Genomic DNA, 16,892 nt, shown 5'->3' with positions numbered 1-16,892 from the left:
TTCAACCAAGGCTCAGCAACGCCGCCATGTGCACGGCGTTGCGCCCGCCGGCCTTGGCCTGATACAACGCCGCGTCAGCCTGGGCCAACAGGCTCGCGGTGCTGTCATGGGGGGCGGGTACCCCGCACCATAGGCCCACGCTGAAACGCAGCGCAATGGTGTCACCGGCAAACTGCGCTGGCGTGCTGGCAACGGCCTCACGCAAGGCTTGCAAAGCGGTCATGGCCCCTTCGCGATCGGCATGGGGCAACAGCAGCAGAAACTCCTCACCCCCATAACGCCCAAGGCTATCGCCTTGGCGCATGCGCTGTTGCAACTGACGTACGCAATGGCACAGCACCTCGTCGCCGGCTTGATGGCCGTACAGGTCATTGATCTGTTTGAAGTGGTCGATGTCGATCATTGCCACGGCCAGGTGGCTCTGCTCCTCCCGGGCGCGGTCTACTTCAACGGCAAAACGCTCGAGAATCGCCCGGCGGTTGTAGGTGCCCGTGAGCACATCGCGCAAGGCCAGGTGCTGCAAGCGTGATTCACTGCGCTCCTTGGCCATCAGTACCAGACCGATGGAAAACATCATCACCGTGACCGTGCCGATGGCCACAGAAATGCTCTGCTTGAGGTTGCTGGTGTCGTAGCGCATTTCCCCGGCCGTGCCAGTGGCCACCGCCCACGCGCGCATGCCCAGGCCGACCAGGCTGATCAGGGCGCCGATTTCCAACAACAGGTGCGCCCTGCCCGGCCGCTCGACGTGGCGGCGGGCCCAGTACAGGATCATCCCACACTGCAGCATCAGCACCAGGCTCGCCAGCAGCATGCGCGGTTCCAGGGTATCGAGCAGCAGCATCAGGCCTACCAGCATGAGCGCCGGGAGAGCGAAGATCCGCCACCCGGGCACCGCTTGCTCACGCACGCGAAACAGGCTCGCCGAATAAAACGCCAGGGCCAGCGAAAGCAGGCTGTTACCCAAGCCATAGCTCAACCATAACGGCGCATGCCCATAAACGGTGTAGCAGACATAGGCCAACGCATGGGCGAGCAAGCCGCAACCAGTCAGCCAGAGGTTGTCGCGACGGTTGGGCTGACCAACCAGCAACAGGCAAAAGGCCAGGATCGTCGCAACCAGGGCGACGGCGGCGAACAGCGTCGGAGTATGGGCGATCATCGTGATTCACCGTGCGGCAGATAGCCATCTTCAATGCGGCCTGGGTGAATTCTAGGGCCGGTACGCCAGGCAAGCCATGACCCAACGGGACAGAACAGCAGCCGGCAAGCACGCCGCTCATCACCGTCGCGGCAAAATATTGCCCGCCAAGGAAACCAAATGGATCGATCACAGTCTCAGGAAGTGCCCCGTAAACCTTTGCGGATCAAGGACCTATACCGTGATACCCCGCCTTGCAAGCCTTTCGCTGATCGCCGCCTTTCTACTCATCGCCGGTTGCCACCACCACCATTATCGTGATGACGACGGCGGCTGGCGCGATAGCGATCGCGACCACCGTCACCACCAGCGTTACAACCGCGACGATGATGATCGCCGCTACCGTGACCGCGATTACCGCTAAGACGTCTTTTCAATCCACTTTAAACCTGATGATTTTTCCGAGGCTCTTATCATGCGTCTGACTTTGCCTTCCCTCGCCCTTGGCCTGCTGCTGTGCCAAGGCGCTTTCGCCGGTGACGGTACTGCCGCCATTGGCGGTGGCCTGGGGGGTGTCCTGGGTAACGTTGTCGGTAAACAGATGGGCGGCAGCACGGGCGCGGCCATTGGCGCCGGCCTGGGCGGCGCAGCGGGTAGCGCGGTCGCTGCGCGCAAAGGAAACCGAACCGAAGCCGCCATTGGCGGTGGCCTGGGCTCGGCTGGCGGCTCGCTGCTGGGCGGCAAGGTGGGCGGTTCGGCGGGTTCGACCATCGGTGCTGGCCTAGGTGGCGCGGCTGGTGGCGCCATCGGCAACCACCTGGCTGACGACAACGGCAAGAAGCACCGCCGCCACCGTCATTGATTACCCAGCCTTGTGAGGGCAGGCCGGCCTGCCCTCATGCACTGCCGGCACATCCATGCGCGCGAAGCACCAGCGCGCCAGCAACACGCCCCGCTGACCCTCATCAACACTTGCTTCACCACACGCTGTCACACTGAATGCTACTGTCTTGCGTGCCCTCTTGTGTGAAGGAACACCCCGCCCCATGAACCAGGAACTGCTCTGGGTCCTCGGCCTGCTGGCTGTCGTCGTCGTACTCTTCGTCATCAACCGTCCACGCATGGACGTCGTCGCACTCCTGGTCATCCTCGCATTGCCGCTGTCGGGGATTCTCAGCGTCGAGCAGGCCCTGGCCGGCTTCAGCGATCCCAGTGTGGTACTGATCGCAGCCCTGTTCGTCATTGGCGAAGGGCTGGTACGCACCGGTATCGCCTACCGAATCGGCGAGTGGATGAGCGAACGGGCCGGCAACAGCGAGGCACGCCTGTTGGTGTTATTGATGGTGTCGGTGGCCCTGCTGGGCTCGGTGATGAGTTCGACCGGCGTGGTGGCCATTTTCATCCCGGTGGTCCTGAGCATTGCCGCACGCCTGCAAATTTCGCCTAGCCGCCTGATGATGCCGCTCAGCTTCGCCGGCCTGATCAGCGGCATGCTCAGCCTGGTGGCCACCCCGCCCAACGTGGTGGTGCACAGCGAGCTGATGCGCCACGGCGAGCCCGGTTTCAGCTTTTTCAGTTTCACCCCGTTCGGCCTGGTGGTCCTGGTACTCGGCGTCGGCTACATGTTGCTGACGCGCCACTGGCTCAACGGTGAAGTGCGCAAGGACGGCCGGGTTGAAAGCCGCCGCACTTTGCTGGACCTGGTGCTGGACTACAAGCTCAACGGCCGCGAGCGGCGCCTGCGCATTCGCCCCCACTCGCCGCTGATCGGCCATACCCTTGGTGAGCTGCAGTTGCGCACCCGCCATGGCGCCAACGTGATAGGCATCGAGCGCCAGCACAAATTCACCACCCGGGTGATCGCCGCCAGCTCCAGCACCGTCCTGCACCAGGGTGATGTACTGTTGCTCGACCTGTTCGCCAACCGCGACGACTTGCGCAGCCTGTGCCAGACCATGCAACTGGAGCCGCTGCACTTCAAGGCCGCCTACTTCATCGACCAGTCCCAGGAACTGGGCATGGCCGAAGTGTCCCTGCCACCGGGCTCGCAACTGATCGGCAAAAGCATCCTGGACCTGGCCTTTCGCAGCCGCTACGACCTCAACGTGGTCGGCCTGCGCCGCGACCAGGGGGCGATCGACGAGAACCTGGTGGAGGAGCCCCTGCGCCTGGGCGACACGTTGCTGGTGGTCGGCCCCTGGAAAGCCGTGCGTCAGCTGCAAGGCCAGCCAAAGGACTTTCTGGTGTTGAGCCTGCCCGCCGAGATCGACCAGGTTGCACCGGCACGCGCGCGCGCGCCGTATGCCCTGATCAGCCTGGCGGTGATGGTCGGCCTGATGGTCACCGGTGCAGTGCCCAACGTCATTGCCGCACTGATAGGTTGCCTGCTGATGGGTGCAGGGCGCTGCATTGATATGGACAGCGCCTATCGGGCCATCCATTGGCAAAGCCTGGTGCTGATCGTCGGCATGCTGCCGTTCGCCCAGGCCTTGCAGACAACCGGCGGCATCGACCTTGCCGTGGGTGGCCTGGTCAGCCTACTAGGCGGCGCCGGGCCAATCGCCATGCTTGCCTGCCTGTTCACCGTAACGGCGGTCATCGGCCTGTTCATCTCCAACACTGCCACCGCCGTGCTGATGGCACCTGTGGCGATCAGCACGGCGGCCCAGTTGGGACTGTCGCCCTACCCCTTCGCCATGACTGTGGCCCTGGCGGCCTCGGCGGCATTCATGACGCCGGTCTCTTCGCCGGTCAACACCTTGGTGTTAGGCCCTGGCCAATATCGCTTCGCTGATTTCGTCAAGGTCGGCGTGCCCTTTACCCTGCTGGTAATGGCAGTGACGGTCGTCATGGTGCCTTGGTTCTTTGGCCTGTAATAAAGGCGGCAAGCAGCAGTAGCAAATTGGCATAATCGCGCACGATCACGGCAGATTGACATCAAGCCCCCTGTGGAAACACACTGACGCGTCATTGCCCCAGGTGCCTACGGCCGTTGTCCTGGATCTCGTTTCCGCTTGTCGGTCGGACCTATGGTGTTTCCAGCCCAATTGCGCGTGTTGCCCTATGCCGCCCTGTTCGGCTTGACCTTTGCCATGACCCTGTGCGGGATCCTGGCACGGCCGATCGAATCGTTATCCCTGTTCTGGCCGGTCAATGCCGTGCTGATCGGCGTGTTGCTACGCTACCCGCGGCAGGCTGGCCCGATTGGCTTCGGCCTGGTCTGGCTGGCGATGGTTGCCGCCGACCTGGCGTGCGGTAGCGACTGGGCACCGGCCTTGTGGCTGAACCTGTGCAACCTGGGTGAGGTGATGACCACCTTCTTGCTCCTGTCACGTTTACCCCGGCCACACCGGCGCTTGCGTACCCCGCATGGTGTCCTCAATGTATTTGGTGCGTGCGCGGCAGGCGCTATGGTGGCGGCAACACTGGCTTGCCTGATGGCCACCCCGTGGTTCGAGCAATCGCTGCGAGCAACGTGGCTGGCCTGGTTCAGCGAACAGTTCTCGACCAGCGTGCTGGTGTTGCCGGTAATGCTCACGGCACCTTCGGCGCGCGTGCTGGTGCGCAGCAACAGCCAGGCAATTCGCCTGGCCCCCCTGCTGGTGTTGCTGGCGTCATTGGCGGTCAGCATCCTGTTTGGCGGGCCCGGGGCAATTGCCTTCCCGATCGCTGCGCTGCTGTGGTGTGCATGGACCTACTCACCCTTCCTCGTGTCGCTATTGACGCTGACCGCCGGCAGCACGCTGATCGTCGCGGTCGCGCAGAACCTCATGCATTTCAGCGTGCCGCAAAGCGAGTACGGGGTCACCACGCTTATGTCGGCCCGCCTGGGCATCGCCATGCTGGTGCTGGGGCCGCTGGTGGTGGCGTGCGTCAGCCAGGCCAATCGCAGCTTGATGGCCCGCCTGGCACAACAGGCCAGTATCGATCACCTGACTGGCGTGCTGAGCCGCAGCGCCTTCACCCGGCGCGCCAACACCCTGCTCGACAATCGACGCCAGCACGCGCAGGCGCTGCCGCTGACCTTGATGATGCTCGACATCGATCACTTCAAAGCGATCAACGACCAGCATGGGCATGCCGTGGGTGACCAGGTACTGCGCCTTTTTGCCCGCACCCTGCAAGACCAGTTGCATGAGGGCGAGCTGCTGGCCCGCATGGGCGGTGAGGAGTTCGTGGTGATGCTCCCTGGCCTGGCGCCAGCGCAGGCCAAGTTTATCGCCGAACGCTTGCGCCGCTCCGTGCAGGACCTGCACGTTGCGCAGAATGATGGGCGGCTGAGAATCACCGTCAGCATCGGCCTGGACGGTTACGCCGCAGATGAACCAGCACCCAACCTGGACGAGGTGCTGGCACGCGCGGACCACGCGCTATACCGCGCCAAGGCCCAGGGTCGCAACCGGGTCGAGCAGGCCGAAGCCCAGCGCCAGGTGATCTGATTCAACCGGCCAGCAGGTCCCAGGACAACTTGGCTATCAGCACGCACAGCAGGATCAGGAACAGCCCCCGCACGAAGCCTGCCCCTTTACGCACAGCGAGCCATGTCCCGGTCAGCGCCCCCAGGATGTTGCACGCAGCCATCGGCAAGGCAATGGCGTACAGCACGTTGCCAGACGGCACGAAGAACACCAGCGCAGCCAGGTTGGTGGCGATATTGACCACCTTTGCCGAGGCCGAGGCATGCAGAAAGTCAAGGGCAAAGAAACGAATGAACAGAAAGATCAGGAAGCTGCCCGTACCCGGCCCGAACAGGCCATCGTAGAAACCGATGGCTCCGCCGATCAGCACCGCCAGGCACTGCTCCTTGCGACCAATCTTCGCAGGCTTGTGCAAGGTGCCGAAATCCTTCTTGCAGAAGGTGTAGATCGCCATGAGTACGATCAGCACCAACACGGCCGGGCGCATCACGCTGGGCGGCACCAGCGACACCGTGGCAGCCCCGGCGAACGACATGACGAAAGCGCTGAGCGCCGCCGGCACGATCAAGCCCCAGTCCAGGGTCACCCGACGAATGAATGAACGGGCCGCGAAGGCTGTGCCGCATACCGATGCCAGTTTGTTGCTGCCCAGTAGCGCCGCCGGTTGCGCCGTTGGCAACACGTTGAACAACGCCGGGATCTGAATCAGCCCGCCCCCGCCAACGGCGGCATCGATCAGCCCAGCGGCAAAGGCGAACAGGGAGAGTACGGCAATATCCATCATGACGCGGTTCCAGGCAGTGAAAGCAGACGGCAAGGCTAAACAAAGCACCGCGCTTGTGGTGAAATGCCACATTGCAAAAACTGCAACAAGGGACTCCCATGGCGTTGGACATGCTGCGCGAAATACAGGCCTTCGTCAGTGTCGCGCACAAGCGCAGCTTCGTCGCCGCTGCGCGTGCGCTGGGCCGCTCGCCCAGTGCTGTGACGCGGGCGGTGCAGACCCTGGAAGACAATACCGGGTGCAAGTTGCTCAACCGCAATGCCAATGCCGTCACGCTCACCGAGGCGGGCGAGCGCTTGCTACCCCATGCCGAGCGCTTGCTGGATGTGCAACGCGACGCCGCTGACGAGTTGGCCGCGCTCACCGGCAGCGCACAAGGCTGGATCCGCTTTGCCGTGCCACAGTTACTCGGCGAGCATGTGCTGCCCGGCGTGCTGGCGGCGTTTACCCAGCGCCACCCGCAGGTGACCCTGGACGTGCAATACAGCGATGAGGCCCTGGACCCGTTGCTGGGCAAGCTTGATTTCGTGGTGCGCGGCGCATTCCCACAATCAAGCGAGCTGATTGGCTTCCCGTTGTGGCGCTATCAACGCCACCTTTATGCCAGCCCCGAGTACGTGGCGCGTCATGGCACACCACAACTGCCGGAAGAACTGGGTGCACATGCACTGATCCTGCACACCGCCCCGCGCATTCTCAAAGCCTGGCACTTCTGCCGCGATGGCCGGATCACCAGTCTGCGGCCTCACCCTCGGTTGCGCCTGAACTCGGGCGATGCGGTCTATCACAGCACCCTGGCAGGTGCCGGCATCGCCCGCCTGGCAGACTGGGTTGGCGAGGTACAGGTCAGGGCCGGCCGCCTGGTGCGCGTGTGCGCAGGTTACCGCCTGACATCAAGTACAGGCCAAGACCCGCAGATGCACGCGGTGTACCCAGCCGGAGAGCTGCCAGCGCGCGTGCGCGAACTGCTGCTGGCGTTACGCCGGGCAGGAGAGGCCGGCGTTCATCTGCCACCCTGATGGCTGTTCAAAATCTGCTCAATTTAACGGAGGCCGCCAGCGGCCTGGCTTACAGCATTTTATCCACAGACCTACCCACGTTTTTTGTGGACAGATTTCCCCGCGTAAAGAAGGACTTATCGCACATCTAGCAGCGCCGCGTTCGCCGCCTTTACCAGCTCGATCCATTCAGCCGCGCTAATCACACCGGACTGCTCCAGCGCTTGGGCACTGCGTAACGCCTGGTCATAGCCGTCTTCATCCAGGGTGCCTTGCGCGAGAAAACGGCTTCGCCACTCCAGCATGGCTGCAGCGGCCTTCATGCATTCCATTCTCTGTTCACTCCAACGCAAAAGAACGGCCACAGCCGCGACCCATTATGACGCGAGCGGCAGGGTACACGATGGGCTAGCACTTGAGAATGACTTGCATCAACCACCAAGCCGGTGGGTGACGTAAAAGAGCGGATTGAGCAGACACGCATTTGGCCCGCCAAGAACGGCGGGCCGGTGGGTAAAAAGCAGGTCAGCTTGGCGGAATGGTGCCAAGCAGGCCTATCAGAATGGTCAACAGCAGAAAGCCACCCAGAAACAGCGCCAGCTTGCCCATCGGAACCTCTTCACGTGATGTCAGGATGAAGAGCATTGTCGAGGCTTGGCTGATACGGTTACAGATTCAGGTTTGTGGAAAAAAAGCGTATCAGATAGGTGCCTGCGGGGCCGTCTTGCGACCCCCGCATGGCTTAGCTCACCCGCTGATAGCCCCCGACGACGCCCTGGCGCGACATCACCCACTGCCACAGCTGGATGTCACGTGCCCGGAATGCCCCTGCGCACGACAGCAGGTAATACCGCCACATACGCTGGAAGCGCTCACCCAGCTCATTGGCGAAGTATTGCCAGTGGGCCTCGAAATTGGCGTACCAGGCCATCAGGGTGCGGTCGTAGTCGGCACCGAAGTTGTGCAGGTCTTCGACCACCAGCAGGCCGTCGGCGGCATCGCCAATCTGGCCGATCGAGGGCAGATCGCCGTTGGGGAAGATGTATTTGTCGATCCAGCGATCGGGCACATCGCGCCGGCGGTTCTTGCCGATGGTATGCAGCAACAGCAGGCCTTCATCATCCAGGCAGCGCGCAGCCACCTCCATGAAGGTGCGGTGGTTCTTGCGCCCGACGTGCTCGAACATGCCGATGCTGACAATGCGGTCGAAACGCTCGTTCAGTTCGCGGTAGTCCTGCAGACGAAATGCCAACGGCAGGCCTTTGTAGCGTTTTTCTGCCCACTGGCACTGCTCGCGGGAAATGGTTACACCCACGCACTCGACCCCATAACGCTCGGCAGCAAATCCCATGAAGCTGCCCCAACCACACCCGATGTCCAGCACGCGCATGCCAGGTTGCAGGCCGAGCTTGCGGCAGATCAGGTCGAGCTTGGCTTCCTGGGCCTGGGCCAGGTTGTCGGCGTCTTTCCAGTAACCACAGGTGTAGGTCATGCGCGGGTCGAGCATGGCCGCGTAGAAGTCGTTGCCCAGGTCGTAGTGACGCTCTCCTACCGTCCAGGCGCGGTCAACAGTCTGACGGTTCAGCAGGCGTGCCTGAAGCGCATGGTAGATCAAGGCCAGCGGGCTGATACGGTCGGGTACTTGAGCCCGCAGCAGCCGGGCAAAAAATTCGTCCAGCTGATCGCAGTCCCAGGCGCCCTCCATGTAGGCCTCGCCCAGGCCAAGGTTGCCCTGGGCCAAGGCACGTCGGGGAACATCATCACTGTGCAGGTGCATGTCCCAGGGCTGTTCGCCATGCAGGCCGAGACCGGCCTGGGCTAGCAGGGAACGAGCGAAACGGGTGGTACGGTTGCCTTGCGCAGGTTCGGGCAGATCAGTGGAAAGCTCAGAAGGCATGGTGTGTCCTTATTGATTTTGGCGCACGGGCTGGAGTCAGTGCTGGGCGGGGCGATGGTGCACCCGCCCGCTCGGCGCGCATCAGCATGCGCAGCCACTCGATCAGGTCATCGGACGAGCGCTTGGGAGGAATCCATACTTCGCAGGCAGGCGACATGAGCAAACTCCGGAAACCGCTCTGGAACGCGGCGACCGGAGCAGCTTAGAGCGCTGGCGAGCTGAAAATAATCGAAATTAAATGGAGTGTAAGTGCAACAAAATGAATACAAATGACCGTCAGAGGCGTTTAGTGCGATTTTTTTGTAGTGTTCAAAAAACTTGAGCAGGCAGCACTGAGCGTGCCCCGGTATGCGTATTTGCTACAGAAAATTTCCAGGCGAAGCCTAGGGTTCGGTGTCAGTTCACTCATCTGATGAGGCTGGCCGACGGGCTCAGCACTCAGCAAACCCGGGCATCAGGCGAAGGTTTGCCTTACATGAAAAGAAACAGCGGAATCTCAAATTTGTAGGATGTTTTTCCGTGTGCCGTAGGAGGAAAACATGCTGAGAGTATTTCCTGTATGAAACCTCAGTTTTCGCAGGAATATCGAGCTGTTACGGTCCACGTTTCCTACAATGGCACGGATGCCTTCAGCATGAGAGAACCATGGATCAGTTCACTACCTCTGCCCTGGCGTTGCAAAAAAACCTGCTTGAATTGCGCAAGGAACGGGACCGTTTTACAACGCAGGGCAAGCGTGAGGAAGCGCAACGGATGGCCTGCAAGATCGCACAGATAGAGGCGGTGATAGCAGCGCTGCCTGACGCCGTGAGGCCCCCTACGTTGCAGTAACCACGCTACCTGTCCATGACCTGCCTACGTAACTCATCCGCGAAATAACAGGTCGCCGGACTGGCTTCATTGGCACCGAAACGCAGCTCGATCATGACATTGCCCAACGTTGGCAACGCGTCGTCCTCTTCGTCCAGCACCCGCCAGCCAGGCTGGATCAATGGGTTGGACGTTGCAGCAATGGCCAGGCCGCTGTCCACTGCCAAGTGCACACCCGTAACTCCTGTGCACTCGAAAGCAATTTCATAATCGCGCTGGTTGTTGCTCAAGGCGGCGAGAATTTGCCGCCGATACCCGCAACCATGTGGATACAGGGCCAGAGGAAGCGGCGCAGTGGGCTGTGCCTGGTAATGTGCGGCTGCCACCCAGTGCAGTTGGTCGCAGCGCCAGATCTCGCCCTGCCCATCACCGCTGCGTTGTGTCAGCAAGGCCAGGTCCAGTTCCCCCTGCTCCAAGGCAGTGAACAGGTGCTGGCTGATGTCGTTGCGAATCTTTACCCGGGCCTTGGGGTACAAGGCGGTGAACTGTTGCAGCACCGGCGATAGAAACGCGCTGGCGTAGTCGTCCGGAATGCCGAAGCGCACGGTCCCGCTGACTTGCTGCTCGATGAACAACGCCATGGCCTCGTCGCTCAGCGCCAGCATCTTGCGTGCGTACTGAAGCAACTGCTCACCGTGACTGGTCAGCCGGGCCTGCTGGTTGCCGCGGTCGATCAGGCGCTTGCCCACAAGGTCCTCGAGCTTTTTCAACTGGATGCTGACGGCTGCCTGGGTTTTGTGCAGGCGTACCGATGCCTGGGCCAGGCTGCCGCACTCGGCAATGGTCTTGAAGCTATGCAACAGTGACAGGTCCAAGTGGCGCACGCGGGCATCCCCAGAAAGTGGGCATCGAGATGCACTCATTAGGCAAGCCGGGCAAGGCCCTGTCAATTTGAAGGTGCTGCGGGCCCGCGTCGGGAACGCTTAAGTTTTTTTTAAGCCGCGCTTATTTTTTATTCAATTTTCAGCCGCCAGTGGCTTGGATAGATTCGCGGTTACCCACGGTGAGTTGCCTGGTGTACTGGAGAGCAAGAAATGCAGGCTGAATACGATTATGTCATCGCGGGCGCTGGCTCCGCAGGCTGTGTGCTGGCGCGCCGGCTGGCCGATGCGGGCCACCAGGTCCTGCTGCTGGAGGTCGGCCCTTCGGACAAGTCCTGGATCATCCGCATGCCGGCTGGCCTGCGCTCAGCCTTCAAACCAACCTCCAAGTACAATTGGTGGTACTACACAGAAGCCCAGGCGCACTTGAACAACCGGCGCATCCAGCAGCCTCGTGGCCGAGTGCTGGGCGGATCGTCATCGATCAATGGCATGACCTGGCTGCGCGGCCACCCCATGGATTACGACCGCTGGGAGCATGAAGGCGCCCAGGGCTGGGGCTGGGCCGACTGCGCCCCTTACTTCAAGAAGATCGAGTCCAGCGTCATCGACAGCCCCCACCGCGGCCACGCAGGGCCGATCCGGGCGCAACGCCAGGAACGGCTGAGCCCACTGAACGCGGCGTTTCTCGAGGCGGGTCAGCAGGCAGGCTTTGCCCTGACCGATGACGTCAATGGCTACCGTCAGGAGGGCGTGTCGCGTTTTGAAATGAGCGTGCGCGACGGTGTGCGCAACAGCGCCGCCTACGGCTACCTGCATTCCCTCGGTGCCCAGCCCAACTTGACCATCTGGCTGGGTTGCGAGGTCCAGCAGATCAACCTGCAGGGCACCCGTGCCAAGGGGGCTCGCGTGCTGTACAACGGCCGGCTCATCGATGTGACAGCCCGCCGCGAAACACTGCTGTGCTGTGGTGTATTTGGCTCTGCCCAGTTGCTGATGCTCTCTGGCATCGGCCCGGCTGCCCACCTGCGTGAACACGGCATCGCCTGCCATGTGAACCTGCCTGGGGTTGGCGAAAACCTTCAGGACCACCTGGAATGCCACATCCAGGTCGAAGTCAAAGCGCCAGTCTCGCTCAACAAGGAGCTGCAACCGCACCGCATGCTGTGGGCTGGTGTGCAGTGGTTCGGCCTCAAAAAAGGTGTGGCTGCGGTAAACCAGTGCCACGTTGGGGCGTTTCTCAACAGCGCGCCAACCACACCTCACCCGGATATCCAGTTTCACTTCTTCCCGGTGTTCTTCGACAAGAACTGGATCCCGGCCCCCACCACCTACGGCTACCGCATCGGCGTCGGCCCCATGCGCCCGACCAGCCGCGGCACGGTACGCCTGCGTAGCGCCAAGGTGTCCGACCCGCTGCGCATAGACCCCAACTACATGGCCACCGAAGAAGACTGGCGGGTGATGCGCGAAGCCATGCGCCTGGGCCTGGCTTTCGCCGAGCAGCCCGCGCTCAAGCGCTTCAACCACCGCGAAGACACCCCAGGGGTGCAGGTGCGTGGCGGCAAGGCAATGGACGATTTCATCCGCGAAGATGCCGCCAGCGCCTACCACCCGTGCGGCACGTGCCGCATGGGCGACGCCAACGACGCACTGGCGGTGGTGGACAGCCAACTGCGAGTCAGGGGGGTCGACATGCTGCGGGTGATCGATGCATCGGTGTTCCCGTCCGTGCCCAGTGCCAACATCAACGCCGCCACCATCATGCTCGCCGAAAAGGCCAGTGATCTGCTGCTGGGCAAACCCGCCCTGCCCCGCGAAGCGCTGCCTTACCACAGCCAGTGCGCCTTACCGACACTTCACAAGGCTTCGGCCTGACCTGCGAGGAGCCTCCATGACACACATCACGCACCGCCCGGCCAACGAGCAAGAGCGCCTCCAATGCCAGACCTGGGCGCTCTGGGAAAGCGGTGAAACCGACCGGTTCGAATACCACTACGAGCAGGACGTAGAGTTCGTGGTGCAACAAGGCAACGCTGTCATTCACAGCAGCGGCAATGCCCCGGTGGCCATTGCTCCCGGCAGCCGTGTCACCATCGACAAAGGCGTCCACGCGGTGTGGGCGATCTCGGCGGCCATCACCAACCGCTACCAGTACCGCTGACCCGTTACAGAACCTGTTGCAACTCCCGACCTCGGCAATCCCAATAACAATCGCCGGGGCGACCCATCGTCAATCTGCCAAAACCAAGTAAAAGAATGGAGATGCCCGATGACCGCAAAACCTACCCGTGTGCACCCCGCCGGCCGCTGGCTCAGCGCCTTGATCGTCGCTGCCGCTGCCAGCCTGGCCCAGGCCGAGGAAACCCGCCCCGTCGTGATCGGCTGGGTCAACTGGGCCGACGCCGAAATTACCGTGAAACTGGCCACCACGGCCTTGCAAGACCAGCTCAAGCAACCGGTCAAACTGGTCATGGCCGACATCGGCATCCAGTTCCAGGCCATGGCCACTGGCAAGGTCGACATGATTCCCATGGCCTGGCTGACCTACAGCCACAAGCCTTTCTGGGACCGTTACCAGAGCAAGCTCGAAGACCTCGGCGTGCTTTATGAAGGCCGCCTGGGCCTGGCCGTCCCCACCAGCATCCCGGAAAGCGAAGTGGCCAGTATCGAAGACCTGAACAAGCCAGAAGTCCGGGAGAAGTTCGGCGGCCGCATCCTTACCTCTGAAGTTGGCAACGGCCAATACAAAACCGCCACACGCGCCATCGCCGACTACAAGCTCGATGGCTACAAGCTCGTCGCCTCCTCCGAAACCGGCATGCTCAACGAGTTCGACCGTTCGCTAAAGCGCGGCAACTGGGCGCTGCTCAACGCCTGGAGCCCGCACTGGATGTTTTCCACCTGGTCGCTGCGCTACCTGGACGACCCGAAACAATCCTACGGCCGCGCCGAACAGATCCATGCCGTGGCACGCAAGGGTTTTACCCAGGACTTCCCGCAAGTGGCGCACTTCTTCGCCAACTTCAAACTGCCCACCAGCGACCTGGAAAGCCTGATGAAGCAGGCCCGCGAGTCCTCTGCCGACCAGGCGGTAGCCGACTACTACGCCGCGCACAAGGACCGCTTCAAAGCCATGTTCGATAACACGCAGACCGCCGTCGCTCAATAACCCTGAGCCCCTTCCCTCCCGGGCCGCCCGCCGTTGACGCCGGGCGGTATCTTCCCCTGCCTGCCCCCCAGACACGGGGCAGCGCTCAAGGAAACAACGATGACCCGTTCCTGTATATCGATCGAGGATGTGCCCCTGCGTGGCTTTCACCAGAAACTCACGGCCTGCGCCTGGGGTGGTTCGTTCGTCGACGGCTATGTATTGAGCATCATTGGTGTGGTGATGGTGCAGTTGTCATCCGCCTTGTACCTGGACAGCTTCTGGGAAGGGCTGGTGGCCGCCTCGGCATTGATCGGCATCTTTTTCGGCGGCCTGTTGGGCGGCTGGCTGACCGACCGCCTTGGACGCCGACGCATCCTGTTCGTTGGCCCGACGATCTTCCTGGTCGCGTCCTTGGCGCACTACTGGGTGGCGTCCGCCGAGGTGCTGTTCGCCCTGCGTTTGTTGATCGGCATTGCGGTGGGCATCGAGTACCCGGTAGCCACGTCGGTGCTGGTGGAGTTTTTGCCACGCCGCCATCGCGGCCCTCGCCTGGCGGCCCTGGCCCTGATGTGGTTCGTGGGCGCGGCGTGCGCCTATATCGTTGGCGAACTGCTTTTGCGCAGCGCCAGCGCGGATGCCTGGCGGTTGGCCTTGATCAGTGGCGCGGTGCTGGGGGCGTTACTGCTTCTGGTGCGCCTGGGCACCCCGGAATCGCCACGCTGGTTGCTCAGCAAAGGCCGGACCGCCCAGGCCGAGCAGGTTATCCGACGGACGTATGGGCCATCGTTTTCCCTGGCCAACCTCCCCGAACAAACCCCGCAACAGCGCCTTTCACTGTACCGCCTGCTGCGCAGCGGCTATGCCAAACGCTTGTTCTTCGTGGTGGTGTTCTGGACGTGTTCGATCGTGCCGGTGTTCGCCGTTTACGCGTTCGCCCCGAAAGTGCTCGAGGCCCTCAGACTCAGCGGTGACATGGGCTCGCTAGGCTCGGTGGCAATCACGTTGTTTTTCGTGCTCGGTTGCCTGATCGCGACCTGGCTGGTCAACCACGTGGGCCGACGCCCCATGCTGATCTACAGCTTCTTGCTGTCTGGCCTGGCGTTGCTCGGGCTCGGCACCTACCCGGACGGCACCGGCCCGGTCATTTTGTTGCTGTTCTCGCTGTACTCGCTGTTCATCGGCGGCGCTCAGGTGCTGACACTGGTCTACCCAAACGAGCTGTTCCCCACCGAGATGCGCGCCGTGGCCGTGGGCGTAGGCACCTCGTTCTCGCGGATAGGCGCTGCGGCCGGCACCTATCTAGTGCCGGCCTCGCTGGAAAGCCTGGGCGTGGCGCAGACCCTTTACGCCGCGGCGCTGATCACCCTGCTGGGGCTGCTGGTATCCTGGCTGCTGGCACCGGAAACCCGGTTGCTCGATCTGCAACAGGCGGCAGCACTGAAATGAAACGGTGGCTGCCGATCACAGGCGAGCCTTGCACTACAGCGTGCAAGGTGTCGTTGTTCAGCGTGATGGCAGGACCGTGACCGATGAAAGTTGCCGCGCGGCTGTATGAAATCTGCGCTGGCGCCGACCGGCGCTACTGCCGGCCGTAACCAATGCCTGTAGAGTGCGACGCTCAGGTGCAACGCGTCAGGCAACGCGCTGCCACTACGTGACTCACCGTCCAGGAACCTATCACCGTGAAGCGTCGGCAGTTTTGTATGGGCACCGCAGCCGCATTGCTCGCCGTACGGTTCAGCACGGTGAATGCGAATGCATTGACTCAAGAGGATGCCAGGTTGCCTTTGTGGAACAACCTGCCACACGGAAATGGAGGGCCGACTGGAGCCGAAGAGGTCAGCAACAAGGGCGCATTTCGTCACATCTCACGGCCATCATTGCTTGTTTTCAAACCGACCATGTCCAATGGCAAGGCGGTGCTGATCGCCGCCGGGGGTGGGTACAAAAGAATCGAAATCGGCACAGAAGCCCTACCTGCCGCTCATTGGTTAACGGCACGGGGGTACACGGCGTATGTACTTGTTTACCGCTTGCCGTCCGAGAGCTGGCAAGACGCCAGCCTGGTCGCGCTGCAGGATGCTCAACGTGCTTTGCGCATCGTACGTAGCCGTCATCCACAGGTAAGCGTCCTTGGGTTTTCTGCGGGCGGGCATCTGCTAGGGATGGCGGCTACACGGCCTGACCTGCAATCCTACCCCGCACAAGACGCCCTTGACGCGTCCCCGGCTTATGCCGATGGAGCGGCGCTGATCTACCCGATCATCACCCTGGAGGCGCCTTACACACACACCTCCACCTACCATGTTCTGCTGGGGAAAGCGGCGTCGCCGGAAGAAGAGCGCAAATGGTCGGTGCAGCCAGGGGTCAATCGCCACACACCGCCCATGTTCCTGGTGCAGGCCGAAGATGACCCTATATCCGATCCGCAGAATACGCTGATCATGGCGGCGGCTTGTGAGCGCGAACATGTGCCAGTCGAAATGCATCGCTATTCAACCGGCGGGCATGGGTTTGGGATGGGGAGGCCCGGAACCCCGACTGTTGAATGGCCTGCGCATTATGAAGCGTGGTTGCGACGCGTTGGGCGATGAACCCAGGCACGCAGCGGCTTGGGAGGTGTCCGCGATGGCTGAGGAACAATCGGGGTGGTGAAGTGCTTTGCGGATAATCGCGCCAGGCAGAAGGCCTAGACGAGAAAGCTGGGCGTCAAGAATACGTGCTACTACAGTCGTCACGGCCTAGGCGAGCCCCGCCACTGTTGATTTTCCTGCCCCAAAAACGCAAAAAGCCCTGAATAATCAGGGCT

At 62.0% G+C, this 16,892-nt stretch carries 17 protein-coding genes; 11 read left to right on the top strand and 6 right to left on the bottom strand.

Features of this window, described 5'->3' with window-relative positions:
• Position 1: 1 nt before the first annotated feature.
• The gene (locus tag L6D80_RS12150; protein WP_176513599.1) at positions 2-1,162 is read right to left on the bottom strand and encodes a GGDEF domain-containing protein; all 1,161 of its coding nucleotides are present in this window, start codon (positions 1,160-1,162) and stop codon (positions 2-4) included.
• 220 nt (positions 1,163-1,382) lie between these two features.
• Between L6D80_RS12150 and L6D80_RS12145 the strand changes: the two genes are divergently transcribed.
• From L6D80_RS12145 to L6D80_RS12130, 4 genes are all read left to right on the top strand, one after another.
• Positions 1,383-1,565: a hypothetical protein gene (locus L6D80_RS12145; RefSeq protein ID WP_220462431.1), complete on the top strand. Its 183-nt coding sequence runs from the start codon at positions 1,383-1,385 to the stop codon at positions 1,563-1,565.
• 51 nt (positions 1,566-1,616) lie between these two features.
• A complete protein-coding gene (locus L6D80_RS12140) occupies positions 1,617-2,003 on the top strand; it encodes a glycine zipper domain-containing protein (RefSeq protein WP_054903466.1) in 387 nt (128 codons plus the stop codon).
• Between the two features lie 184 nt (positions 2,004-2,187).
• Positions 2,188-4,017 carry an SLC13 family permease gene (locus tag L6D80_RS12135; RefSeq protein ID WP_176513601.1) on the top strand — a complete coding sequence of 610 codons (1,830 nt, stop codon included), beginning with the start codon at positions 2,188-2,190 and terminating at the stop codon, positions 4,015-4,017.
• A gap of 138 nt (positions 4,018-4,155) precedes the next feature.
• Positions 4,156-5,580 carry a GGDEF domain-containing protein gene (locus L6D80_RS12130; RefSeq protein WP_176513603.1) on the top strand — a complete coding sequence of 475 codons (1,425 nt, stop codon included), beginning with the start codon at positions 4,156-4,158 and terminating at the stop codon, positions 5,578-5,580.
• A gap of 1 nt (position 5,581) precedes the next feature.
• Here L6D80_RS12130 and L6D80_RS12125 read toward each other — a convergent pair whose 3' ends face one another.
• Positions 5,582-6,343, bottom strand: coding sequence for a sulfite exporter TauE/SafE family protein (locus L6D80_RS12125; protein ID WP_054903469.1), 762 nt, complete (start codon positions 6,341-6,343; stop codon positions 5,582-5,584).
• A gap of 98 nt (positions 6,344-6,441) precedes the next feature.
• On the opposite strand from L6D80_RS12125, the gene L6D80_RS12120 reads away from it, so the two are divergent.
• Positions 6,442-7,362, top strand: coding sequence for a LysR family transcriptional regulator (locus tag L6D80_RS12120; protein ID WP_176513605.1), 921 nt, complete (start codon positions 6,442-6,444; stop codon positions 7,360-7,362).
• Positions 7,363-7,478: 116 nt separating this feature from the next.
• Here the strand turns inward: L6D80_RS12120 and L6D80_RS12115 are convergent, their stop codons facing one another.
• From L6D80_RS12115 to L6D80_RS12105, 3 genes are all read right to left on the bottom strand, one after another.
• On the bottom strand, positions 7,479-7,673 hold the full coding sequence (locus tag L6D80_RS12115) for a hypothetical protein (protein ID WP_176513607.1): 195 nt from the start codon (positions 7,671-7,673) through the stop codon (positions 7,479-7,481).
• 410 nt (positions 7,674-8,083) lie between these two features.
• Positions 8,084-9,238, bottom strand: a complete 1,155-nt coding sequence (gene cfa, locus L6D80_RS12110) for a cyclopropane fatty acyl phospholipid synthase (RefSeq protein ID WP_176513609.1) — start codon at positions 9,236-9,238, stop codon at positions 8,084-8,086.
• Positions 9,228-9,395 carry a hypothetical protein gene (locus tag L6D80_RS12105; RefSeq protein ID WP_156358127.1) on the bottom strand — a complete coding sequence of 56 codons (168 nt, stop codon included), beginning with the start codon at positions 9,393-9,395 and terminating at the stop codon, positions 9,228-9,230. The genes cfa and L6D80_RS12105 overlap by 11 nt, the downstream gene beginning before the upstream one ends.
• 488 nt (positions 9,396-9,883) lie before the next feature.
• On the opposite strand from L6D80_RS12105, the gene L6D80_RS12100 reads away from it, so the two are divergent.
• Entirely contained in the window at positions 9,884-10,069 is a 186-nt protein-coding gene (locus L6D80_RS12100; RefSeq protein WP_176513611.1) for a hypothetical protein, read from the top strand.
• A gap of 5 nt (positions 10,070-10,074) precedes the next feature.
• Here the strand turns inward: L6D80_RS12100 and L6D80_RS12095 are convergent, their stop codons facing one another.
• Positions 10,075-10,932 (bottom strand): LysR substrate-binding domain-containing protein, encoded by an 858-nt coding sequence (locus L6D80_RS12095; RefSeq protein WP_176513612.1) that lies wholly within the window; start codon positions 10,930-10,932, stop codon positions 10,075-10,077.
• 210 nt (positions 10,933-11,142) lie between these two features.
• Here L6D80_RS12095 and L6D80_RS12090 point away from each other — a divergent pair, with 210 nt between their 5' ends.
• From L6D80_RS12090 to L6D80_RS12070, 5 genes are all read left to right on the top strand, one after another.
• Positions 11,143-12,807: a choline dehydrogenase gene (locus tag L6D80_RS12090; protein WP_176513614.1), complete on the top strand. Its 1,665-nt coding sequence runs from the start codon at positions 11,143-11,145 to the stop codon at positions 12,805-12,807.
• Positions 12,808-12,823: 16 nt separating this feature from the next.
• Positions 12,824-13,093, top strand: coding sequence for a cupin domain-containing protein (locus L6D80_RS12085; protein WP_176513616.1), 270 nt, complete (start codon positions 12,824-12,826; stop codon positions 13,091-13,093).
• A 108-nt stretch (positions 13,094-13,201) separates the two neighbouring features.
• On the top strand, positions 13,202-14,101 hold the full coding sequence (locus L6D80_RS12080) for a glycine betaine ABC transporter substrate-binding protein (protein WP_054903476.1): 900 nt from the start codon (positions 13,202-13,204) through the stop codon (positions 14,099-14,101).
• 99 nt (positions 14,102-14,200) lie between these two features.
• Entirely contained in the window at positions 14,201-15,529 is a 1,329-nt protein-coding gene (locus L6D80_RS12075) for an MFS transporter (protein WP_054903477.1), read from the top strand.
• 236 nt (positions 15,530-15,765) lie between these two features.
• A complete protein-coding gene (locus tag L6D80_RS12070; RefSeq protein WP_176513618.1) occupies positions 15,766-16,677 on the top strand; it encodes an alpha/beta hydrolase in 912 nt (303 codons plus the stop codon).
• The last annotated feature ends 215 nt before the right edge of the window (positions 16,678-16,892 follow it).

This window comes from Pseudomonas ceruminis (assembly GCF_021602025.1).
GTDB lineage: Bacteria > Pseudomonadota > Gammaproteobacteria > Pseudomonadales > Pseudomonadaceae > Aquipseudomonas > Aquipseudomonas ceruminis.
Note: the sequence above shows the minus strand (reverse complement) of the source record. Positions and strands in the feature narration are given on the sequence as shown.